Below are 22450 nucleotides of genomic sequence, written 5' to 3'. Positions count from 1 at the left end.
TGGTGAGGATTTTTATATGACATTTAACCCGGTCATGGAGCCGCCTGCGCCCGTCGAAGCGCTGAGCGACATCCTGATGCGCATCGTTTCCGAACTTCACGATGTTGCCTACCTCATCGAGCGCATCGAGCCGCAGCTTCTCGACCTCGGCGGCGCCGAAATCCTCAATTCGCCTGATGCCATGAAGGTCATGCAGGGCATCGATCTGGCCGTGCAGAAATCCCGCGGCCTTGCCGAGTTCATCGACACCATCACCGGCGAAATCCCGCACGGCTGGGCAGTTGACGTCGCGACCGCGCTGAGCCTCGTCAAGCTGGCGGAGATGCAGAAGGCGCTGGGTGGGGCCACCCGCCACGGCCATTCCCAGCCGCTGAGCAAGGCGGCCGGCGACTTCGATTTCTTCTGATGCATGCCGCCGCGACGTGTGCCGCGGTTCCGGGATAACGACTGCATGAAACAGGGAGCCTTTCGCTCCCGCACGCGCTTTACGAAACGCTCGCACAAGTTTCGCCGATTATTCGTCAGATGAGGCAATAAGCCTGCTTTGTCTTTGACGGATCGCGCGAGAACAGAATGAATCTGTTAAATCAATTAGTTCAGATCTTTAAGAACTTCGGTTCCCTTGGCCGAACACGCCTGATGATTCTCGGAGGCGTCGGCGCCGTCTCCATCGCAATCGTCCTTGCGGCCGCCCTTTTCGTCAACAAACCGGCACAGGAAACGCTCTATGTCGGTCTGGACCAGCCGGATCTCAACCAGATCAGCATGGCGCTTGCCGAAGCCAACATCAATTTCCAGGTTGGTACCGACGGCTCCAGCATCAGCGTTCCCGCTGGCATGACGGGCAAAGCCCGCCTGATGCTTGCCGAGCGTGGCCTGCCGAACAGCGCCAATGCCGGTTACGAACTCTTCGACAATGTCGGTTCGCTCGGTCTGACTTCCTTCATGCAGGAGGTGACGCGGGTTCGAGCGCTGGAAGGCGAAATCGCCCGCACCATTCAGTCGATCTCGGGTATCACCGCCGCGCGCGTGCATATCGTCATGCCGGAGGTCGGAAACTTCCGCAAACAGGAGCAGAAGCCGACAGCCTCCGTCATGATTCGCGCCAGTGCGGTCACCGGGCGGAGTGCGGCGACCTCGATCCGCCACCTCGTCGCCTCGGCTGTGCCGGGGCTTGACGTCGATGACGTGACGATCCTCGATTCCGCCGGTCAGTTGCTCGCCTCCGGCGACGACGCAAGCAACAGTTCGCTGAACCGCTCGCTCGGCATCGTCCAGAACGTTCAGCAGGAAGTCGAATCCAACATCGACAAGGCCTTGGCACCCTTCCTCGGCATGGACAACTTCCGCTCCAGCGTCACCGCCGACCTCAATACGGACGCCCAGCAGATCCAGGAAACGACCTACGATCCCGAATCCAAGGTCGAACGCTCGGTCCGTTCGACGAAGGAAGCCCAGCAGTCGCAGCAGAAGCAGTCCGATAGCGCAACGACCGTCGAGCAGAACGTTCCGCAGGCCGCTCCCGAGGCCGGCGGCTCCGGCGGACCGCAATCGGAGGACAAGTCCGACAAGCGCGAAGAGCAGACCAACTACGAAATCAACAGCAGGACGACGGCGACGACCCGCAACAGCTACAAGGTCGAGAAACTTTCGATCGCCGTGGTGGTCAACAAGGGCCGCATCGCCAAGATGGTCGGCGAACCCGCCGACCAGACCAAGATCGACGCCTATGTCGCCGAGATGCAGAAGATCGTCGCTTCGGCGGCCGGCATCGACGCCAAGCGCGGCGACGTCGTCACCGTTACGGCCATGGACTTCCTCGAAAACCAGCTGCTCGAAGACGCCACCGGCGGTGTCCGCGTCATGGACATGCTGAGCCGCAACCTTGCCGGCATCATCAACTCGCTGGCCTTCGTCGCGGTCGCCTTCGTGGTGGTCTGGATGGGCCTGCGGCCTCTGGTGCGCAGCGTCAGCGGCAATGGCACCACCTCGGTTCTCGGCGACGCGACACCGGAAGCGGCCGGCCTCGAGCTTCCGGACTTCGCGCCGGCGGCGGGCGCCCCCGGAGGCGCGCTCATGGACGGCTTCGGCTCCGACTTCGGCTTCGACAGCACCGAAGATCTGCTCAGCCTCGGCGACGACGACGGCAACTTCAACCGCCGCGTCAAGGAAGGCCCGGAACGCAAGCTCTCCCGCATGGTCGAGATCAACGAGGAGCGCGCCGCGAAAATCCTCCGGAAATGGGCGATCGACGACGCAGCATAAGAAAAGAGGCCGGGCAACCGGCCTTTTTTCTATCGGTGCCAAGCTTCATTTTCTGGAACGGGTTGTGAGTATCCACCATCCCCCGCATTGAATGCCGCTGCCGGGAACTCGATGGCCTGACTCGCGTAAAAGGCGAATGAAGTTGCGAGACCGCCAGAATCATCTTAGCCTCCCCATATCTTGATGGGGGTAGAATTGATCATCGAATCAGTGCATGGGCGGCAGCGGAAGTAAATCCCTAGAAGTCGGAGATGGCGATTTGCATCGGCTGGCTTACCCTTAGGTGATTCGAAATGGGATTCGAGCGGGACTTGAATTGAATCCCTTATACAAAAATTGCTGTTGCACCGACTTTGATCGTTTCTCAGCCGCAGGACATTGCCAATGGATATGGACGTAATTCAGGCGAGCAAGGGCGAGAGGCAAATGTCGAATTTCGCGAGCGCGGTGGTGGCGGATCTGTTGCCGCGCGATGAACTGCTCCAGCGCCTGCACGGTGTCGCCGACACTGGCAGGTTGCAGTCTGGTCTGCGCGCGCTGACGGAGTATGTCGGTGCGTCGCACTACCTTCTGGCGCGCTGCGATCTCCTCCAGGAAAGCGGCCTCGATTTCATCGTTTCGTCCGATTGGCCCTTCGACCTGGTCAGGGATATCGCCAATGATCTGGTGCGCGGCTATGCCCGTTCGACGGAGCTGGAAAAATGCATGCAGGTCTTCCAGCCGAATTTTGCGCTTATGCCTGATAGCGCTGACGTGCCGGACGGCGCCAGCCGCCAATATTGTTCGGTGACCTTCAATGTCGGCCGGTCGCGACTGGCCCTGATGTTCCTGTTCGGCGAGGGCTTCATCCTTTCGCCGGAGCGCCTGCGGGATGTCGGCCTGCTTGCAGGTTACGTCGCGAGTTTCCTTCGCTGCGGCGGTACCAGGGTCGACCGCGATTTCGATTTGACGGATCGCGAGTTGGAATGCCTGTTCTGGATCGCCGAGGGCAAGACCAGCGACGAGATCGCGATGATCCTCGGAATTTCCCGCAACACCATCAACAACTACATCACCAGCGTGATGCGCAAGACGGCGACCAAGACCCGGTCCGAGGCGATTGCCTTCGCCGTCCGCAATAATCTCGTATAGGGGGATCTATGGGGCATCCATCAGCCAGGACGATGAGCAGCGCCGAGCAGCTGCGCATGGTGCGTGTGAACAGGATTTCCAGCCGGTCCGATCTTTTCCCGCGGCTGATTGCGATGCAGAAGCTTGCCGATGCGCAGGGGTTCGCGATCTTTCGCGTCAGCGGCTCGGGTATTCCGGCAAAGCAGCGCCTGGTCTGCGAACTCGAGAATTGGGGTTCTGCCAATGCCGGTTTCGGCAAGGCTTTCACGGATGCCTACGGCGATATTCTTCTCGACCATATCGAAAAATCGTTGTTGCCGCTCTCCTGGGCCGGCGGTTACGACCGCGCGGCGCCCGGTCCTGCCGACTTCGCGCCGTTCATGACGCGGCTGCAGGACGGTATCCTGCCTTTTTCCGGCCTTGCCTTTCCGGTGCGGCTCGGCGCCGTCGGCAACGGTTTCATCCTTTTCACCGGCGACGAGATTGATCCCTCGAGCGATACCATTGTCGAGCTGCACGGTCGCTGCTGCCATATCATGATGGATCTGCTCTCGCTCGACGAACGCCGCACGGCTGCCGCCGAGGCGCTCAGCGAACGCGAGATCGCCTGTCTCCAGCTTGCCGGCGACGGCCGCATCAGCGAAGAAATCGCCGACAAGCTCGGCCTCTCCGTGCACACCGTGAACGCCTATCTCGGCTCGGCGACCATCAAGCTCGATTCCGTCAACCGCATCCAGGCGATCGCCAAGGCAATCCGGCTCGGCTACATCAGCTGAACCCGACCGCGCATGGCACGCTGACGGCCAGGCCCGGGCTATCCATGAGTAGTTTCGCTCACGATGATGGGTCCGAGACCGCTATCGCTGCAGCAGCGGCCCTCCAGCACCTTGTCGCGGTTGAGAATCGCTCCCGGATCGAGCGCTTCCTTGACGCGGTGCATGAGGGCCAGTTTCGCCGGACTTGCCGTAGCCCGCAGGGATCCCGCTCTCTTTGTGCCGATTCCATGTTCGGCCGAGAAGGATCCGCCGATCGCGCCGAGATCCCTGTAGAGGATCGCCTCGATAGCTCCTGCCTTTTCAGCCGGGACCTGCCCGCCGGCTGCGTTGAGCACAATATGCAGATTTCCGTCGGCGAGATGGCCGAACACATATGGATCGAGCGCGGCATCCAGTTCTTTCAAGGCGGTGAGGGTGCGATCGAGATAGGGTTTGACCTCCGAAAGGGGGACGGAAACGTCGTAAGAGGGAGCGCCCGGATATCTGCGGTATATGAGGTCCGTATCCTCGCGCAGCCGCCAGATCTCCGCCTCCTGCGCACCTGATGATGCGACGACGGCCGACGTATCGGGATGATCCGCAATGACATCCCCATAGATATTCTCGAGTTCGGTCTGTAGCGCCGCCTCTTCACCACCGCCGAGCGATATCAGCAGGTTGACCGGATGGTCGGACCTATAATCCGTGGCAGACCAGCGGTGATGGCCGGAAGTCAGGCCGAAATAGGTCTTCCAGATCGCCTCCGCCGCGCGCAACTGTCCGTATTGTGCGTAAAGTCCTCGACGAACAGTCGCGAGTGCCGCATCCACCGATGGCAAGCCAAGCAGCATTGTGGCGGCTGCGGACGGCTGGGGTTCAAGCCGGATTGCGAGACGGGTAATGACGCCGAGCGTGCCTTCGCTGCCCACGAAAAGATGCTTGAGATCGTAGCCTGCGGCATTCTTTATGACCCGTGTAAGATCGCAATAGATGGAGCCATCCGCGAGCACGGCTTCCAGACCGAGAATGCGATGCCGCATGACCCCGTAGCGAAAGGCGGCGATGCCTCCGGCGTTGGTCGCCGCCATGCCGCCGACAGTTGCCGAGCCGCGCGACGGAATATCGATACCGGCTTCGAGACGATGTTCTGCCGCGGCCGTCTGCAGCGCCTGCAGGGTCACGCCGGCCTCAACAACCGCAACATTCTCTATTGGTGAAATGCTCTGGATGCGATTGAGGCGGGCGGTGGAGAGCACCAGTTCGCCCTGCCGGGATATTGCTCCGCCGACGAGCCCGGTCCGTCCTCCGTGGGTCACGAGCGGGATCGCGTTGGCGCGGCAAGATTTTACCACCGCCGCCACTTCCTCTGTCGTTGCCGGCAGGACAACGACGCCTGCGCCGAGGTTTTCAGGCGCCACGCCATAGTCGAGGGTCGACGTGGCCTCTGCCTCTTTGAGATTGGCGCCACCGACGATCTTGCGGAGTTCGGCGATGAATTCTGGTGGCAGGCGATGCATTGGAGACTTCCTGTTGCGGGTGTGAGGCGATCGTGGAAAATCGTTCAAGGCATGACTAGCGAGGCAGGTAGCGCGTGAGATGTGCCTCCAGGAGGCGGACGAACGTGATCAGGACCAAATTGATCAGGAGGTAGAGCACGCCGGCGATGGCGAATACCTCGAGGATCGCATAGGTCTGGCTCATAAGGCGCTTCGCATGGCCGGTGATTTCGAGAACGGTGATCGTGGAGGCGAGGCTCGTACCTTTAACGACCAGCACGAGTTCGTTGCCATAGGCCGGCAGCGCTTGCCGGATGGCGAGGGGAAAGGTGATCCGGCGAAAGCGCAGAAACCGCGACATGCCACAGGCCTGAGCCGCTTCGACGAGTCCTGCGGGAATTGACATAAGGCCGCCGCGCAGGATCTCCGACGTATAGGCCGCCGTGTTGAGGGCCAGCGCCATGACGGCGCAGTGAGCTCCATCACCGACGATCCACCAGAGTACGGGGTTGTCGCGTACGATCGAAAGCTGGCCGAGACCGTAGTAGAAGAGAAACAGCTGGACCAGCAGCGGCGTACCTCGGAAGACGGTGCTGTAACCCTTGGCAAAGCCGCTGAGCATTCTGTTTTTCGACAGGCGCATGACCGCGAGCGTCAGTCCGAGATTGAAGCCAATGGCGACCGAAGCTAGCGTCAGCATGGCGGTCAGCCACAATCCTTTGGCAAGAGTCGGAACGGCAAGGCGAACGAGTTCAAAATCCATGACCTATGTCCTCGCACTTGGGCGCAGAAGGCGTTCGATCCGGTCGAATCCACCCTGGCTGACCAGCGTGATCGCGAGATAGACGACGGCTGCGATGAAATAGAAGACGAAGGGATGGCGGGTCGATCCCGCCCCGACGAAGGCGGCGCGCATCAGTTCCTGCAAACCGACCACGGAGACGAGGGCCGTGTCCTTGATTGTGGTCTGCCACACATTGTTCATGCCAGGTACCGCAATACGCAGCATCTGCGGTGCGATGATGCGGCGGAAGATGCGTCCTCCCGGAATGCCAAGCGCCCGTGCTGCCTCGATATGACCGCCGGGAATGGCCGCGAGCGCGCCGCGTACTACCTCGGTCGAATAGGCTCCAGATATGGCCGCGATCGCAACGACGGCAATGACGAAGGCATAGCCGTTTCCGGCCAGCCCCTCATAGCCGAATGCCGCAGCGACGCGGGTCGCGAATTCGACGGAAGAAAAGAAGAGAAGATAGATGATCAGGAGTTCCGGGACGCCGCGCACGATCGAAGTGTAAAAGTCGACAACCAGCGTCAGCGGAAAAAGCCGCGCCCATTTGATGAGGCCGCAGGCAACGCCGATGATGATGCCGAAGGCCATGCTCGCGCCCCCCAGGGCGATCGTTATCGCTGCGCCACGCAGGATCGCGGTAATCCAGCCGCCCTCCCATACCTGCCATAATCCGAGTTCCATCGAACCTGCCCAACCTGTCTGTTTGTCCTGTCTGATGCGGCGTTCCCGAGGAAAGCGTCTTCCCTCGGGAACGCCGTGTCGGCGTTACTTGCAGGGACGGGAGATGTCCGCCTTGAACCAGGTCTGGCTCGCCTTGCCGATCGAGCCGTCAGCGATCAGTTCGCAAAGCGCTTTGTCGATGCGAGCCTTCAGTTCGGTGTTCTCCTGCGAAATGCCGACGCCTATGCCTTCGCCGAGCGATGGATCGAAGGTGCTCTGCACCTTCACGTCGACGAATTGGAAGTCTTTGCCATCGGGACGGGCAAGGAAGTCCTGAAGAGCTGATGCGTCTGCGAAGGCGGCCTCGACGCGACCGCTGGCGAGGTCGATCTGCATCTGGTCGAGCGTGTCATAGGTCTTCAGCACGGCGGAGGAGGCGCGCTTTTCCATGAAATGAGCATGGGTTGTGCCGGCTTGCACGCCGACAGTGCGGCCGTCGAGCGCTTTCAGCAGTGTGTCGATGTCCTTGATGCCGGCAAGATCGGAATCCTTCTTCACAACGAACATGTTTGCGAGTTCCGCATAGCCGACAGAGAAGTTGATCTGCTTCTTGCGCTCGGCAGTGATCGACATGCCGGAAATGATGATGTCGAACCGCTTGGCTTTCAGCGCCGGAATGAGGCCATCGAAGGCCTGCACAACGAAGTGACACTTCATTTCGAGTTTTGCGCAGAGCAGGTTGCCGACATCGGCATCGAAACCGGTCACGTTTCCGGCGGCGTCCGCCATGCTCCATGGCGGGTACTCGCCCTCGGTGCCGATAGACAATTCGCCTTCGGCCGCATGAGCCGCACCGAGGCCGGCGGCGAAGAAGGTGGCGAGCAGCAGACTTTTTAGCTTCATGTTCTGGTTCCCCATTTTTTACCGTTGTTGTTAAATCCCGTCCGGGATGTCTCGGACGGGCGATGGCCGGCGAAACGTCAGAGCGTACGGGCCAGGAACTGGCGCATGCGGTCCGAACGCGGATTGGTGAACACCTCCGCCGGGGCACCCTGTTCCTCCACCTTTCCCTGGTGGAGAAACAGGATCTTGTGCGAGACCTCGCGCGCGAACTGCATTTCGTGCGTCACGAGGATCATCGTATTTCCTTCTTCGGCAAGTTGCCGGATCACGCGCAGAACCTCCCCGACCAGCTCGGGATCGAGCGCGGAAGTCGGCTCGTCCAGCAGGATCAGCTTCGGGCGCATGGCAAGTGTGCGGGCGATGGCGGCGCGCTGCTGCTGGCCGCCGGAAAGTTGGCCCGGATACTGGGCATGCTTTTCGCTGAGGCCGACCTTCTTCAGGAGGGCATGGGCATGGTCGATGGCCGCCTGCCGCCGCTCTTTCAACACGTGCAGCGGCGCCTCGATGATGTTTTCAAGAACCGTCAGGTGCGGCCAAAGATTGAAATTCTGGAACACCATGCCGACGCGAGAGCGAATGCGTTCTACCTGACGCGTATCGACCGGGATCGCATTGCCGGTCGACGTTTTCTTCATACGGATTTCCTCGCCGTCAATGACGATACGGCCGTCATACGGTTGCTCAAGAAGGTTGATGCAGCGCAGGAAGGTGCTCTTGCCCGAGCCTGAGGAGCCGATCATCGAAACGACTTCGCCGGGCTGCGCCGAAATGCTGACGCCGTTGAGTACCGAGATCGGGCCGAAGCGCTTGTGCAGGTCGTGCACTTCGAGCGACGGCCGTTCGTTTGCTCGTGGCATCGCCGTCTCCGCATGAGTGACGATGGCAATGGTGGCGCTAGGAGCGATGGGCTTTTCAGCGCCTGCGCCACCGATGGACTTGAGGTCGGCTAAAGCGCGGTCGAAATATCGCAGCGAGGCCGTCACGCAGGTGCGTTGCCAATCCACGTCTTCAGGAATGAAGGCAGCGCGAAGAGTCTCCTTGATCCGGCCACCGAGCGGCGTGTCCACCTTGCCGAACAGGTGAAGCCAGTTGTCTGCCTGAACCGCGTCAGAGATTGCGGCCGCATCGAGGGTCCCGCATTCGATCACCAGTGGCAGGACGCGGGCTTCAGACAGCGCCTTTCGCACGGCCGCCGAGACATAGCCGGTCGCCGTCGCGGCGATACCGGTAAGAGTTGTCGCCTTGTCGCCGGTGAGGACAATGGAGAGGGCAGGTCCGAAAGTGCGCCGTCCCCATTCCAAGCCGGCATGCTCGCCTTCGGTAACGGAGAGCAGGGCAGGGTAGCCATAAGGCCCCGCGCCGGTATGCAGGTCGAAAGCGATGACTTCGACGGCTCGTTGCGCGAATGTCGAAAGGATTTCGACGAGGGTGCGGTTCGACCAGACAGGACCGTTGCCTCCATAGAACAGGCCGTCTGGAAAGTCGTACTGGCCGGCTTCCACGATGGGGGCGACGCCGGCATAGCCGGCAAGTCGCTGTTTGGCCGCTTCGTAGGCCTGCGTTGCTGCATCCCGCTCGGGACCTTCCCAAGCACGACAGACGAGGGCCCCGTGCAGTTCAGCATAGTATTCGTTCTTCGGCGGTGCCTTGTGCCAATCCACAAAGTTGCGGTTGACGTCGACATTGTCTTCGTTCACTCGCCGCGACCAGGCGGTGCCCCACGGGTTGATGAGGTGGATCATGAGAACAGCGGTGTCGTCTGGAAGTTGCCAGGGAGAGTTTTGCGAGAGCCAAGCAGTCTGGCACGCCGAGCCGAAAGCACCTTCTACGCCGTGCGTACCGGAAATCAGCACCATGAGTTTCTTGGCGTCGTCGCGCCCAAGATAGGCAACATCTGTAGCAAGGCGCTCGCCGGTCGGGCCATGCAGCGGATGCAGGTATTCGACCACGCTGGCTCCGGCTGTGCGCGCGGCGGCAATAAAACGGGCACGGAGGGCGGAGAAGTCGCCGGCAAGAAGACCGGATGGCGCTGAAGGGGACATGTGAAGGGGCTCCCGGTTTGCTCTGTGCAGATTTGCGTTTGCGCTCATTTTTCGTTCCCGCGGGGTCGTGGTCCGATCCCTGTTTTCTCGTGGCTTGACGGTCGCTGACGCATCACCCGGTAGTGAGCATACGAAGGGCGTCTATAAAGCGGTCGTTCTCCGTTGGACTGCCGATCGTCACGCGGATGAAAGTCTCGTAGCCTTCTTCCTTCCACGGTTTGACGATGATGCCTTGGGACAAGAAGTGGTCGAGGGCCGACTGGCTGTCCCTGCCGATGTCGATGAACAGAAAGTTCGTCTGCGATCTGGCGGCCGACAGTCCCATGAAGGCGACTGCATCGGCCACGCGAGCCCGCTCGCGCTTCAATGCTACGACGGACGAACGCATCCACGCCTCGTCGTCCAGAGCGGCGACGGCGGCGACCTGCGCGGCAGCATTGACGTTGAACGGCGTCTTGGCGGCGGCCACGGCGCGGGCCAGCCTGGCATCCGACGTCACCGCGTAGCCCACGCGCAGGCCCGCCAGGCCATAGGCCTTGGAAAACGTTCGCAGTACGACCCAGGAAATGTTCGTGCTCGACAGCGCGGCAAGGCCGTCGGGCATGTCGTCGTCCGTAAATTCGAAATAGGCTTCGTCCAGCACGAGAAGTGTCTGCGGCGCGACCGCTGTGAGAATACGGTTAAGGCTTTCACCATCGAGCGCCGGGCCGACCGGATTGGAGGGCGAGGATAGGAAGAAGATGGCGGGCTGCCGTGCCAGCATGGCGATGATCGCCGGTACATCGAAGTCGAGGTTCGGCTGCATGCCGACCTTCTCGACCCAGGCACCGTTGGCGAGCGCTTCGATCTCATGCAGTCCGAATCCGGGGGAGATCATTGCGACGAGGCTGCCGGGACAGACGACCGCCCGGCACACAGCAGCGATCATCTCTTCTGAGCCGTTGCCGGCAACGATGCGTTCAGGGGGGATGCCGAGTTTGTGGCTGAGCGCCGCCCGCAGTGTCGTACAGGCCGGGTCGGAGTAACGCGAAGGGTTCAGGCCGGCGAGCGCCACTGCGACATGCGGCGAGCAGCCGGCCGGATTCTCATTGCTGGCAAGAGCCGCGATGTCCGGTCGACCGCAGTGTTTCTGTGCGGCGGCGATGTTCAAGCCGGCATTGTACGGCGGCAAGGCTGCGACATGGGGGTTGAGCGGGATTTCGATACGCAGCGGCTTGGTCACGGTTTTTCCTTCAACGGATTGGACGGCATGTTCGGGCCAGGGCTTCATCGTCGGAGTGGCTAGAGATCGAGCACGATTGAGGATCTCGGTCTGGTGCAACACAACAGGACTCGGCCCTCCGCAATCGCATCGAGCGGCTCCTCAAAATAGTCGACCTCTCCAGAAACGAGGCTCTGCTCGCAGGTTCCGCAAACGCCCGCCCTGCAGGAGAATTCTGGCTCCATGCCCTGCGCCTCCAGGAAGGCAAGGATGGATTCGCTTACGCCGTCCCATGCGAGGCTACGCCCGGACTTCTGGAGGACGATACGAGGACTGCTCCCCTGGGCTGCGGATGCTGCCGCCGGCGGCGTCTTGGGCTGCGCCGATACTCGTCCGGCTTCAGACAACAAGCTCGCCGGGCCGAAAAATTCGTAGGCGATACGTTCCTGACGCACCCCCAGGCCGGTGAGAATGTCGTAAAGAGCGCGCATGAAGGGCGGCGGCCCGCACATGTAAATCTCGTAGTCATCCAGCGGCAAAAGGCTCTGGAGCGTGGCGCGTGTCAGGAACCCGGCCGAGTGACACCGAACCGTATCGAGATCGTCGGCAGCGGCAAACCGGTAGCAGAAATGTATGGAAATGCCTGGCCGCAAGGCTGCGAGATACTCGACCTCTTCCCGCATCGCGTGAACGGCCGCATTGTCGCAGGCATGGATAAACCAGACGGGACGCTGGCTTGCCCGCGCCAGTACGTCCAGCATCGAGATAGTAGGGGTCAGGCCAACGCCGCCGGAGAGAAGCACGACGGGCCGTGTGCTCGCGCCGTCGAGCTTGAAGGCGCCACGCGGCGGGTCGATCTCGATGACTGATCCCGGCTCGACCTCGTCATGGAGCCAACACGAACTCAAGCCCTCCGGCACGTCCTGCGATGGCGCGTTCTCGCGTTTTACGGTGATCCGGTAGCTGCCCTCCTGATGCGGGGAAGAGGAAACCGTATAATTGCGCAGGACATATCCGCCGCTGCCGTCCGGCACCCGCATCGTGAGGAACTGTCCCGCCTCGAACGGCCGCCAATGCTGCGCATCAATAGGCTTTAGTCGGAAAGACGTGATAGTGGTGCTTTCGCGCACCTTCGAGACGACTTCGAAGGGGCGGAAGCGCGAGACGGCTTCATCCAGCATCCGGATCGATCCCTATTCAGCCGCTTCGCTGGCGGTCTCGGCCTTGGCTTCGGCGGCAATCAACTGAGCAAGCTTGCGGCGGAAGCGCATCGGGCCGACGTCGATCTTCAGATCCAGATTCGGCGTCTGCTTGTTGGCCATGCCCTGATGGACCGCCTCCAGCACGATACGGTCCTCCTCGAAGGCACCGCGCACAGATTTGGCAAAACGCTCGGAAACCTCGGCATCATCGGGCGCGAAGTTGCGCATCTGGAACCAATAATATTTTGTTCGGTGTTCATCGACCGGCGTCATGAAATTGTAGCTGTCCATCAGGAAGGTGTTATCGGGCAGCGCACGGCCCTCACCACCCGTGAAGGCCGGCGCGAAGATGGCTTTGATGATCGCGTTGCTCGGATAGCGCACCTCATAATGCTGCTTGCGGTCGGTATTGCCCTCGAACTGCAAGAAAGGTGCGTAGAATGGGGCCGGCTCGGAATCGATCATCCAGCGCCAAACGGTGACACCGTCGTCCTTTACCGTGGTCTCTAGGGGTGTTTCCTCGCATGCAGAACTTGCAAACGACGACTGATGGACCCAGGCGACGTGGGACGGGTCCAGAAGGTTATCCGTCATGTAAAGATAATTGCAGTTGAGCGTCATGGACTCGCCAAGATTGACGCCCCATGCCGGGTCGCCGAAATACTCGACTTCGAAGATATCCTTTGGATTCGCCGTGTCGGCATCGCCCATCCAGATCCAGAGCAGGCCGTAGCGCTCGTGCACCGGGTAGGACCGCACCTTGGCGACGTGCGGAATCCGCTCGGCGCCGGGAACCCGCGTGCAGGTGCCCGAACAGTCGAAGGTCAGCCCGTGATAGCCGCATTCGACGTCGTCGCCCTTGATGCGGCCCATGGAAAGCGGCAACTTGCGATGGGGACAGGCATCCTCGAGCGCGGCGGCCCGGCCATCCTGCCTGCGGTAAAGGACGATGTTTTCTCCAAGGATCGTGACGGGTTTCAGCGCGCGGCCGACCTCGTGGTCCCAGGCGGCGACGTACCAGGCATTCTTGAGAAACATCTCGCTCTCCTTGCTTTTTGATAATTCAGTGTTTGCTGTTTTTTTTCCGCCAACAAGTTGCCAGGCACTGCATTCTTTTTTAGAAAATCTAAATTGGAGATCTCTTTAGGGAGCAAAAGACAGTGCCGAATCCGTCCTTGCGCGGCTTGCAGGCATTTGAAGCGATTGGACGGTGTGGCTCGGTCAGCGCCGCAGCGGAGGATCTCGGCGTGTCGCCGGGCGCTGTCAGCCAGCTCGTACGAAATCTGGAACAGTGTCTTGGCCTGACGCTGCTCGAGCGGCGCGGTCGAAGGGTCGAATTGTCGTCATGGGGACGGTTGTACTACGTCGAGGTCGCCAAAGGCTTTCAGCAGCTTTCCCATGCCGCCAACGTGCTCACGCGTGCCAGGAATGAGACGGCAATCACGGTCAGCGCGCTGACGTCGGTTGCCAACAGATGGGTCGGCCGAAAGATTTTCGACTGGCAGTCCCTCTGTCCGGAATCCAGCGTGAGGGTTTTCGGCCACGAGCAGGAGCCTCGCATCGGCGTCGAGCCGGTGGATTTCCGTATTACCTACGGCCGTCGCGCCCACGTGCACGAACACGTCGCCAATCTCTTCACCGATTGGGTCGTGCCGGCCTGTTCACCCGCGCTTATCCTCGGCCATGTCTTGACCTCTCCGCACGATATTCTCAAATTCCCGCTGCTCAACGTTGAATGGGAGGCAGACTATAAGGCCTCACCACAATGGAAGGATTGGGCAGCCTTGGTGCAAGCCGATGGTCGCCAGACATTCTCTGGCCTTTCCTTCACCCTGTCCAGCAGCGCCATTGATGCGGCCGTCAGCGGACGAGGATTCGTACTCGCTCAGATTTCGATGATCCAGGACGAGCTTGCCTCCGGAACCCTGGTCGTTCCTTTCGACATCCGCATGAAACTGTCCGAAGCCTACTATCTCGCCTGGGACAGGGCGGCGCTGGAGAAGCCTTTCGGTCAGAAATTTCACAAATGGCTGCTTGGAATTGCGAAGCAGCAGCATCTTATGTCGACGCCTAGCCTTCCCGGGTTGGATTGAGCCAACCCCTCTCGCAGATTTGCCTCGCGAATCTGAGACTTAGAAATCGCCGGACGCACCTGGCATGTCGCGCAAAACCGCTGCACAGTTCTGCGCGACATGCTCTATGCGCTGTCGAAGGGCGGATTCGGTTATCCTGAGAGACCTCAGCTGGCCAGTGCCCGTGGCGGCTGGTTGACGTTGTAACGCGATTCCCGAAGGCTCTTTTTCAGGAAGATGGTGTTCTCGTCGGGATCGGCCGAGGGATTCTGGAACGCGATATGGTTGATCTCGATGCCGGCATGGTCTTCGGCAAGGGTGAGCTGGGCGTAGACGGTGACGCCGCGCGGCTTGATTTCCAGATCGAGCACGACTTCAGGCTTGCCGCCCCATTCCAGCGTATAGTTGCCGCCCAGGCCGAAATTCACCGTGCCGGGATGAAAGAAAAGCTCGGCTGCCGAGGCGACGAGATCGGAAAGATTGCCGTAATACTCGAAGCGCAGCAGTGAAATAAGGTCAGAGGCATCCAGAAGGCGCAGTTCGGTGGCGACCGGGCTGATCGCTTCTGCCAGGATTTTCTCACGCTGGGTAGAGTGGGGGCATTTTTTCATTCGGCTTATCTTACCCGTTTGTTCTTGGCGTCTGCGGCGTAGACCCGGTGGATCAGCTCCGCAACGGCCTTATAGAAGACTGACGGGATGACACTATCGACCGAGACTTGCGCAAACATGGAGCGCGCAAGCGGCGGATCTTCGAACACCGGGATACCGTTCTGCTCGGCGATCTCCCTGATCTTGAGCGCGATGAGGTCCTGGCCCTTGGCAAGCACCACCGGCGCGTCGTTCTCTTCACGCGCGTAACGCAGCGCCACCGCATAGTGCGTCGGGTTGGCGATGACAAGCGTTGCGCGGTGCACGTCGGCGATCATGCGCCGGCGCGCGCGGTCGCGCATCAGCGAGCGCTGCCGGCCCTTGACGAAAGGGTCGCCCTGCGCCTGCTTGTTTTCTTCCTTGACCTCGTGCCGTGTCATCTTCAGTTCGGTGAACCAGTGATGGCGCGTCCAGAAAATATCGGCGATCGCCACGATCGCGGTCGCGATCAGCACGACGATGATGATCTTGCGCATCGCCGTCGTGATCCGCACGAGGATCGTCTGCGGGTCGGAAAACATCGCGTCGATCGAGTTGAAATATTCGCTCCGGAGCACGAAAAACAGGATCACGCCGACGACGACGACCTTGAACAGCGACTTTCCGAACTCGATGAGGCCTGGCAGGCTGAACAGCCGTCCCCAGCCTTTGGCGGGAGAGATGCGCGAGGCCTGCGGACGGATGCGTTCGAGCACCGGCGTCGGCAGGTTCTGGAAGACGGAGGAGGCGATGCCGAACACCATGAACATGATGAGAGCCGGCGCCACCAACGCCGCGGTTGCCCAGCCGAGCCGGACGAACAGCGAAAGGATGTCCGGCCCCGTCTCGATCTTCCATTGGTCGGGCTGCTCGAAGATGTCGCGCAGCGTTTCCGTCATGCGCGCGACGCCCTCGGGGAGGAAAAACACCAGGTAGATGTAGGTGGCAAGGATGGTCGCGAAAATCGACAGCTCGCGTGAAGACGGCAAATTGCCTTTTTCCGCGGCGTCGGATTGCTTTTTCGCGGTCGGGGCTTCTGTTTTGCTGTCCTTGTCATCGTCTGCCAAGTCGCAGCCCTCCATAAAAGAAACAGGCCGCAGCCAATGCATGCCCGCCGAAACTGCGAAGTGGTGTTCGGATGGCGGTCTGCATCAGCATAAAGAGCGAAAGCGCATCGCGTGAACCAGGTCCGTGCGAGGCGCTTTAGCGCAACCTATTGCAGGAAGGGTAGTCGCCTCAGCGATGGCGATCAACAGCCGCCGTTCGGCATGCCTGATTTGTCAACAGTCTCGCGGTACCAAAGCATGTCGCCCGGAAGGGCGCAGCGCTTCCGGGCGACATGATGAAACGAAGGGACTGAAGTGCGTCGCATGAATTCAATGCGATCCGCTTTACGCGGCTGCCGAAGCGTCGCCTTCCTTCTCCTTGAGCTCGATCTGACCTGAGTTGGCCAGGCGAATCGCCTCCTGCGCCACGGCGCGCCGCGCAATGGCGATCTCGCGCGGATTGACGCCGCCCATGCCGCTCTGCAGATCCGATTCGATCATGCGGCGCTGGCGCGGGCTGATGGCGGAGAGAACCGATTCGCGAATCTCGGCCGGCGAGCCGCGCAGCGCGACGGTGAGCACATCCGTCGAGATGTCGTTGAGCAACAGCACGCGGCTGCGCTGCGGCATGTACATGAGGTCTTCGAACAGGAAGATCTTCGGGCGGACCTTGTTGACCGATTCGCGGCTGATCGATTCGAGCGAGGTGAGCAGCGTATCGACCTGCGGCTTGTCGAGTTCGTTCATGAGATCGGCGACCTTCGTCGAGCCGGCGGCATTGCGCTCTGCCTCGATCTCGGCAAGCAGCGTCATCACCTGGTTCTCGATGATCTGCGCAGCCTTCGGGCTGACGGTCTTCATGTTGACCGTTCGGTTCATGATGTCGGCGCGGCGATTATCGGGAAGCTGCAGCAGCACCTTGGCGCCGAAGTTGGAAGGCATCATCGAAAGAATATAGGCGACGGTCTGCGGATGTTCGCGCAGCAGGAACTGGGCGACGAACGTCGGCTCCGCCTCGCTGAGGCGATCCCAGATCGAGGTTTCGTAGGCCTGGAATGCCGTGCGGCGGCCGAGCAGGCTGTCGACCTCGTCGGGCGTCAGGCCTTCTTCCAGAATGGCCTCGATCGCCTTGGCGTTATCCATCAGTCCGGCGCCCTCGGTGAAGAGGTCTTCGAATTCGGAAACGAGCGACAGGAGCTCGTCCGGCGGAATGGCGCGCAGCGACTGAGCGGATGCGATAATGGTCTGCAGTTCGGCCTGGGTGAAATATTTCAACAGCCGGCCGGCGACTCCCTTTCCCATAGCGAGAAGAACAGCCGCCGCCTTTTCAGCCTGGGTCAACGGTTTCCCGGCTAGCGCGCCGCCGAAATCGTCAAAGTCCATCATGGTCTAACCTCTCCGTCCCACACAGGGATCAGGCTTTTTTCGTACTCAAAACTTCTATCAGTTTCACACCGAATCGGGTGTCGTCGTTATCAAGCACCGTAATTTCGCCGCGGGCAATCCTGCGGCCGTTCACCATAATCTCGACCGGTTCGCCGATTTTCTTGTCGAGGGCGATCGTCGCCCCTTCATTGAGGTTCATCAGGCCGGAGACCTGCATGCGGCTGGTGCCGAGCATGATCTGGACGTCGATCGGGATGTCCATGATCAGTTCGAAGTTGGAATTCAAGGCGCTGCCGAGCGGAGCCGGAGAAGCCTCGAAGGAGGAGCTGCTGCCGAAATCCATGCCCGCCGCCGCGCCGGCATTGCCGCCGCCGAAATCCCCACCGAAATCGCCGCCGCCGAACGGCGTTTCCGAAGCCTCGCCGCCGAAAGCCGCCAGGTCCGTTCCGGTTGCGAAGGGGTCATCCTGCAGGTCGCCGCCAAACTGCGACAGGTCGCCATCGGCATCCTGCTTCAGGACGCCGCGCAGATCGTCGATCGCCTGGTCGAGATCCGCTTCGCTGCCCGGAAGATCCAGGGAGAGGTCGCTGTTCTGCTGTGTTTTCTTCGTTGCCATGAAATCACTATTCCAGTTGAAACTTGCCTCAAACTGCCTTTGCAGCCCAAAAGCCAGAGAACCGATTAATTCATTAAATGACGGATGAGTTCGTCATCCGAGTTCATCGTATCCTTGACGCGGACCATGTAGTTTTCGCCTGAACGCCCGAACTCGCACACATACAATTCCTTGCTGTTGGCACTGACCTCGACGCGCACGTCGCCGCTGTCGTGGAAGGGAATGACGTCGCCGACCATCAGCTTCGATATCGTGCGCAGCGTCAGGTCCTGCAGCCTGATCTTGGCCTCGAGCGTGACATGCGAACGGCGGACCTGGTCGCCGAGCTGTTCGGTCCATTCCGCCGATTGGCCGGTCTGGCGCTTCGGCTTCGGCGGCGTCACCTTGGTCTTGAGCAGCGCCGTCTGCGGAACGATCAACGAAAACTCCGAAACGATGCCGGCAAGCGTGATCGACATGTTGATGGCGGCGGCGAATTCGTCCGGGCGGTCTTCCGGCGGCCGGGCGCGCATCTCATGGGCGTGCGGGGCCGAAAGGCTCGGTTCGAAGCCGCCGGGCGCGTTGACGGCCGAGCGCAGCACCTTGGCGATCTTGTCGAAAACCATCACCGCCAGATCGGTTTCGATGATCGACAGCAGCCGCTCGGCCGGTTCCTCGATCGTATCGGCGGTGGCGCCGAGCAGGTGCTCCATCAGCGTGATGACAAAGCCGTTGCCGCAGGCAAGCGTGATATTCTGCGACCAGTTGCGCAGCGTCGCATCGACGAGCGTGACGTTGGTGCTCAGGTCGTCGATCAGGTGGTTCTTGTAGCCGATCTCGCAGCCGAGATAGTTGACCGTCACCTCGAGGCCGGTCTCGCTCTTGATCACGTCGGGAAAGAATTCGCTGTAGATTTCCCCGAAGGAGCTGCAGATCTTGGCAACCCTGCCCCTGTCACCAAGCCCGCCTGTGAGCTTGGCGAGAAGCGCGGGATCCATTGCCGGTTTGTCATGCGAAGCATTGCTCATGGTCATTTAAGCCGCCTTGGTTTCGCCGCCTGGGTTCATCATTTCCTGTTCGACCGCATCGATGGAAGGACGCTCGTAAGCCGAGATCGTCTTGCGGCCGTATTCGAGAGCGACCTGCGGCACCGAGCCGTTCATGTAGGCAAGCAGCGTCTGCTTGACGATGACGTAGAGGCGGTGCTGCTTGTTGCGGACGACCTTGATCTGGGAGACCAGCGGCGAGCAGAGGCAGTAGGATAAGAGAATGCCGAGGAAGGTGCCGACGAGCGCCGAGCCGATCAGATGACCGAGCACCTCGGGAGAGTCGTTGATGTGGGCCATCGCCTTGATGACGCCGAGAACGGCCGCGACGATACCGATCGCCGGGAAGGAGTCGCCCATGATCTGGATGGCGTGGTAGGGCTTCATCTTGTCGTGCATGATGGTGTTGAGTTCTTCGTCCATCAGCGCTTCGATCTCATGGCTGCGGGCATTGCCGATGATGATCAGGCGCACGTAGTCGCAGATGAACGCCGTCAGTTCCTTGTTCTTCAGAACGGTCGGAGCCGACTGGAAGATGGTCGATTCTGCCGGATTGTCGATATGGGCTTCGATTTCGTTTCGCGACTTGGTGCGCAGGTCGCGCATCAGCGAATAGAGCACACCGAGCGTATCGAGATAATTGCGTTCCTTGGGAACTGCGTGCTTGAAGGCTTCGCCGAGCGCCTTGCCGGAATCCTTCACCACCTTCATCGGGTTTGCCATGATGAAGCTGCCGAGACCGGCGCCGCCGATGATGACGAATTCGAAGGGCTGGAACAGGGCGTCGACGTGGCCGCCCATCGCCATGAAGCTGCCGATGATACAGCCGCAAACAACTACAAATCCAATAATAATGTTCATCGTCAGCCCAATCTGAACGTTACTTTTCTTTGAGACGGATAGGGTTTCTGCCTTGCGTGAGGCTGATGAAAGGCCGTCCGCAAGGCATTTTCGCGTGCCAGCTTCGCGCAAGCATCTGCCGTCAGTCTAAAGGAGACGAATGGGTCACCGCGCCCGTTTCTGAGATGCCGCCTCAGCGAAATCCCGGCCGAACCAGACAGACGACGCCCGGCTTTTCGTTCCGTTCATCGCCAATGCTTGGAGCTTACCGACATGCAATCCGGTCTTTATGTTTCTCTGTCGTCGCAGATGGCGCTTGAAAAGCGCCTGACCACCATCGCAGACAACATGGCGAACGTGAACACGACCGGCTTTCGCGCCACCGAGGTGAAGTTCGACGAGATGGTGGCGGCGACCAAGAACAAGCTGAACACCAAGGTCGCCTTCGTTTCCCAGGGCAATGACTATCTGAACGAAAGCAACGGCGAACTGCAGCATACCGGCAACATGCTCGACTTCGCCATCAAGGGCGATGCCTGGTTTGCGCTCGATACGCCGGCCGGCCGAGTTCTGACGCGGGACGGCCGTTTTACGCTCAAGGATACCGGCGAACTCGTCTCGATCCGGGGATATCCGGTTCTCGACGCCGGCGGCGCGCCGATCCAGCTCGACAGCAAAGGCGGCGAACCGGCTGTCGGCACCGACGGCATCATCTATCAGAACAGCCGCCAGGTCGCCTCGCTCGGCCTGTTCGAGGCCGATATCAGCAAGGGTTACCTGCGCTACGAAAACAGCGGCATCATGACCACCGAACAGCCGCGCGCCGTCGTCGACCGTTTCAATGTCGGCGTCGAGCAGGGTTATCTCGAAAACTCCAATGTCAACGCCATGCGCGAGATCACCCAGTTGATCGAAGTCAACCGCGCCTTCGAAAGCGTCTCTTCGCTGATGCGCGACAGTGAGGATTCGTTCAAGGAAGCCGTCCAGACGCTTGGGGGCAGCCGCTGAGCATGAACACCACGCTCCTGCCCGAGGACGGCCTTTCCCCGAAATTGGCGCATCTGGCCGATCTCGTCGACCGATACGTATCGCCGGATTTCGCCGTCGCCCATGGCGGTCGCGTGCAGACCATCGCCGCCGGTCATTATACGGTTCGCGGCCTCTCCCGCCATGTACGCCTCGGTGAATTCGTCGCCCATAAATCGGCGACCGGCATCCATCTCGGCGAGGTCGTTCGCGTCGAGCCGGATCTGATCTATGTCTGCCCGATCGAACCTGGCGAGCCGATCGGCATTCACGATACGGTCATCCGCAAGGGCGCCTTCCGCATCTCACCGGCAGACAGCTGGTGCGGGCGCACCGTCAACTCGCTCTGCGAGCCGATCGACGGGCTGGGGCCGATCGCCGAGGGCCTCGATCGCCGCTCGATCTCCAATACCGCGCCGCCCTCGATGACGCGCAAGCGTGTCGCGACCGGCTTCAAGACCGGCGTGCGCGCGATCGACATCTTCTCGCCGCTCTGCCTCGGGCAGCGCCTCGGCATCTTCGCCGGCTCCGGCGTCGGCAAGTCGACGCTCTTGTCCATGCTCGCCCGCGCCGATGCCTTCGACAAGGTCGTCATTGCGCTTGTCGGTGAACGCGGCCGTGAGGTGCGCGAATTCATCGAGGATACGCTCGGCAGCAATATGAAGAAGGCGATCGCCGTCGTCGCGACCAGCGACGAGAGCCCGATGCTGCGCAAGATGGCGCCGCTGACGGCGGTCACCATCGCCGAGCATTTCCGCGACAAGGGCGAAAACGTCCTCTTCATCGTCGACAGCGTCACGCGTTTCGCCCATGCGATCCGCGAAGTGGCGACGGCCTCCGGCGAGCCGCCGATCGCGCGCGGTTATCCCGCCTCCGTCTTCACCGAGCTGCCGCGCCTGCTGGAGCGTGCCGGCCCCGGCCCCGAGGGCGCCGGCACGATCACGGCGATCATCTCGATCCTCGTCGACGGCGACAACCACAACGACCCGATCGCCGATTCGACGCGCGGCATTCTCGACGGTCATATCGTCCTGCAGCGCAGCCTCGCCGAAGAAGGGCGTTATCCGCCGATCGATCCGCTCGCCTCGATCTCGCGTCTTGCCCGCAAGGCCTGGACGCCGGATCAGGAGAAGCTGGTGTCGCGGCTGAAGGTGCTGATCCACCGCTTCGAGGAAACGCGCGACCTGCGCCTGATCGGCGGTTACCGCCAAGGCGCCGATCCCGATCTCGACATGGCGGTCAAGCAGGTGCCCATCATTTACGACGTCCTGAAACAGTCTCCGGGCGATCGCGACTCGCCCGATGCCTTCGCCGATCTCGCCGGCGCGCTCAAAGCTGCAGCCGGCATGGGCAATCAGGCCGCCGCCATCCAGAGGAGATAGA

General features: G+C 60.9%; 21 protein-coding genes. 7 read left to right on the top strand and 14 right to left on the bottom strand.

Features of this window, described 5'->3' with window-relative positions:
- Positions 1 to 16 precede the first annotated feature (16 nt).
- The 4 genes from cheT (at position 17) to visR (ending at position 4151) form a co-directional block, all read left to right on the top strand.
- On the top strand, positions 17 to 406 hold the full coding sequence (cheT, locus tag GGD57_RS07455) for a chemotaxis protein CheT (RefSeq protein WP_003584234.1): 390 nt from the start codon (positions 17 to 19) through the stop codon (positions 404 to 406).
- A 167-nt stretch (positions 407 to 573) separates the two neighbouring features.
- Complete coding sequence (gene fliF / locus GGD57_RS07450; RefSeq protein WP_184468344.1) at positions 574 to 2265, top strand: flagellar basal-body MS-ring/collar protein FliF; 1692 nt, start codon at positions 574 to 576, stop codon at positions 2263 to 2265.
- Positions 2266 to 2649: 384 nt separating this feature from the next.
- Positions 2650 to 3396, top strand: a complete 747-nt coding sequence (visN, locus tag GGD57_RS07445) for a transcriptional regulator VisN (RefSeq protein ID WP_184468343.1) — start codon at positions 2650 to 2652, stop codon at positions 3394 to 3396.
- 8 nt (positions 3397 to 3404) lie between these two features.
- Entirely contained in the window at positions 3405 to 4151 is a 747-nt protein-coding gene (visR, locus tag GGD57_RS07440) for a transcriptional regulator VisR (RefSeq protein ID WP_126908728.1), read from the top strand.
- Between the two features lie 38 nt (positions 4152 to 4189).
- On the opposite strand, the gene GGD57_RS07435 is transcribed toward visR, so the two are convergent.
- The 8 genes from GGD57_RS07435 to GGD57_RS07400 form a co-directional block, all read right to left on the bottom strand.
- Complete coding sequence (locus GGD57_RS07435; protein ID WP_184468341.1) at positions 4190 to 5647, bottom strand: FAD-binding oxidoreductase; 1458 nt, start codon at positions 5645 to 5647, stop codon at positions 4190 to 4192.
- A gap of 55 nt (positions 5648 to 5702) precedes the next feature.
- Positions 5703 to 6389: an ABC transporter permease gene (locus GGD57_RS07430; protein ID WP_184468339.1), complete on the bottom strand. Its 687-nt coding sequence runs from the start codon at positions 6387 to 6389 to the stop codon at positions 5703 to 5705.
- 3 nt (positions 6390 to 6392) lie between these two features.
- The gene (locus GGD57_RS07425) at positions 6393 to 7100 is read right to left on the bottom strand and encodes an ABC transporter permease (protein ID WP_184468337.1); all 708 of its coding nucleotides are present in this window, start codon (positions 7098 to 7100) and stop codon (positions 6393 to 6395) included.
- Between the two features lie 84 nt (positions 7101 to 7184).
- Positions 7185 to 7982: a transporter substrate-binding domain-containing protein gene (locus GGD57_RS07420; protein WP_184468335.1), complete on the bottom strand. Its 798-nt coding sequence runs from the start codon at positions 7980 to 7982 to the stop codon at positions 7185 to 7187.
- 77 nt (positions 7983 to 8059) lie between these two features.
- Complete coding sequence (locus tag GGD57_RS29500; RefSeq protein ID WP_184468333.1) at positions 8060 to 10024, bottom strand: DUF2817 domain-containing protein; 1965 nt, start codon at positions 10022 to 10024, stop codon at positions 8060 to 8062.
- Between the two features lie 112 nt (positions 10025 to 10136).
- Entirely contained in the window at positions 10137 to 11246 is a 1110-nt protein-coding gene (locus tag GGD57_RS07410; RefSeq protein ID WP_348645957.1) for an aminotransferase class I/II-fold pyridoxal phosphate-dependent enzyme, read from the bottom strand.
- A 59-nt stretch (positions 11247 to 11305) separates the two neighbouring features.
- Positions 11306 to 12406 (bottom strand): FAD-binding oxidoreductase, encoded by a 1101-nt coding sequence (locus tag GGD57_RS07405; protein ID WP_184468331.1) that lies wholly within the window; start codon positions 12404 to 12406, stop codon positions 11306 to 11308.
- 12 nt (positions 12407 to 12418) lie between these two features.
- Positions 12419 to 13465, bottom strand: coding sequence for an aromatic ring-hydroxylating dioxygenase subunit alpha (locus GGD57_RS07400; protein ID WP_184468329.1), 1047 nt, complete (start codon positions 13463 to 13465; stop codon positions 12419 to 12421).
- A 122-nt stretch (positions 13466 to 13587) separates the two neighbouring features.
- On the opposite strand from GGD57_RS07400, the gene GGD57_RS07395 reads away from it, so the two are divergent.
- The gene (locus tag GGD57_RS07395; protein WP_184468327.1) at positions 13588 to 14520 is read left to right on the top strand and encodes a LysR family transcriptional regulator; all 933 of its coding nucleotides are present in this window, start codon (positions 13588 to 13590) and stop codon (positions 14518 to 14520) included.
- A gap of 146 nt (positions 14521 to 14666) precedes the next feature.
- Here GGD57_RS07395 and GGD57_RS07390 read toward each other — a convergent pair whose 3' ends face one another.
- The 6 genes from GGD57_RS07390 to motA form a co-directional block, all read right to left on the bottom strand.
- Positions 14667 to 15110, bottom strand: a complete 444-nt coding sequence (locus GGD57_RS07390) for a hypothetical protein (protein WP_184468325.1) — start codon at positions 15108 to 15110, stop codon at positions 14667 to 14669.
- 5 nt (positions 15111 to 15115) lie between these two features.
- Complete coding sequence (gene flhB / locus GGD57_RS07385; RefSeq protein WP_184468323.1) at positions 15116 to 16195, bottom strand: flagellar biosynthesis protein FlhB; 1080 nt, start codon at positions 16193 to 16195, stop codon at positions 15116 to 15118.
- A gap of 324 nt (positions 16196 to 16519) precedes the next feature.
- Positions 16520 to 17560 (bottom strand): flagellar motor switch protein FliG, encoded by a 1041-nt coding sequence (fliG, locus tag GGD57_RS07380; RefSeq protein WP_184468321.1) that lies wholly within the window; start codon positions 17558 to 17560, stop codon positions 16520 to 16522.
- A gap of 28 nt (positions 17561 to 17588) precedes the next feature.
- Positions 17589 to 18176 carry a flagellar motor switch protein FliN gene (fliN, locus tag GGD57_RS07375; protein WP_085736169.1) on the bottom strand — a complete coding sequence of 196 codons (588 nt, stop codon included), beginning with the start codon at positions 18174 to 18176 and terminating at the stop codon, positions 17589 to 17591.
- 65 nt (positions 18177 to 18241) lie between these two features.
- Complete coding sequence (locus GGD57_RS07370) at positions 18242 to 19189, bottom strand: FliM/FliN family flagellar motor switch protein (RefSeq protein WP_184468319.1); 948 nt, start codon at positions 19187 to 19189, stop codon at positions 18242 to 18244.
- A complete protein-coding gene (gene motA, locus GGD57_RS07365; protein WP_184468317.1) occupies positions 19190 to 20062 on the bottom strand; it encodes a flagellar motor stator protein MotA in 873 nt (290 codons plus the stop codon).
- A gap of 252 nt (positions 20063 to 20314) precedes the next feature.
- On the opposite strand from motA, the gene flgF reads away from it, so the two are divergent.
- Positions 20315 to 21049, top strand: a complete 735-nt coding sequence (gene flgF, locus GGD57_RS07360; protein WP_184468315.1) for a flagellar basal-body rod protein FlgF — start codon at positions 20315 to 20317, stop codon at positions 21047 to 21049.
- A 2-nt stretch (positions 21050 to 21051) separates the two neighbouring features.
- The gene (fliI, locus tag GGD57_RS07355) at positions 21052 to 22449 is read left to right on the top strand and encodes a flagellar protein export ATPase FliI (RefSeq protein WP_184468313.1); all 1398 of its coding nucleotides are present in this window, start codon (positions 21052 to 21054) and stop codon (positions 22447 to 22449) included.
- Position 22450: the final 1 nt, after the last annotated feature.

Origin of the sequence: Rhizobium esperanzae, from assembly GCF_014197615.1 — a bacterium.
Taxonomy (GTDB): Bacteria; Pseudomonadota; Alphaproteobacteria; order Rhizobiales; family Rhizobiaceae; genus Rhizobium; species Rhizobium esperanzae_A.
Note: the sequence above shows the minus strand (reverse complement) of the source record. Positions and strands in the feature narration are given on the sequence as shown.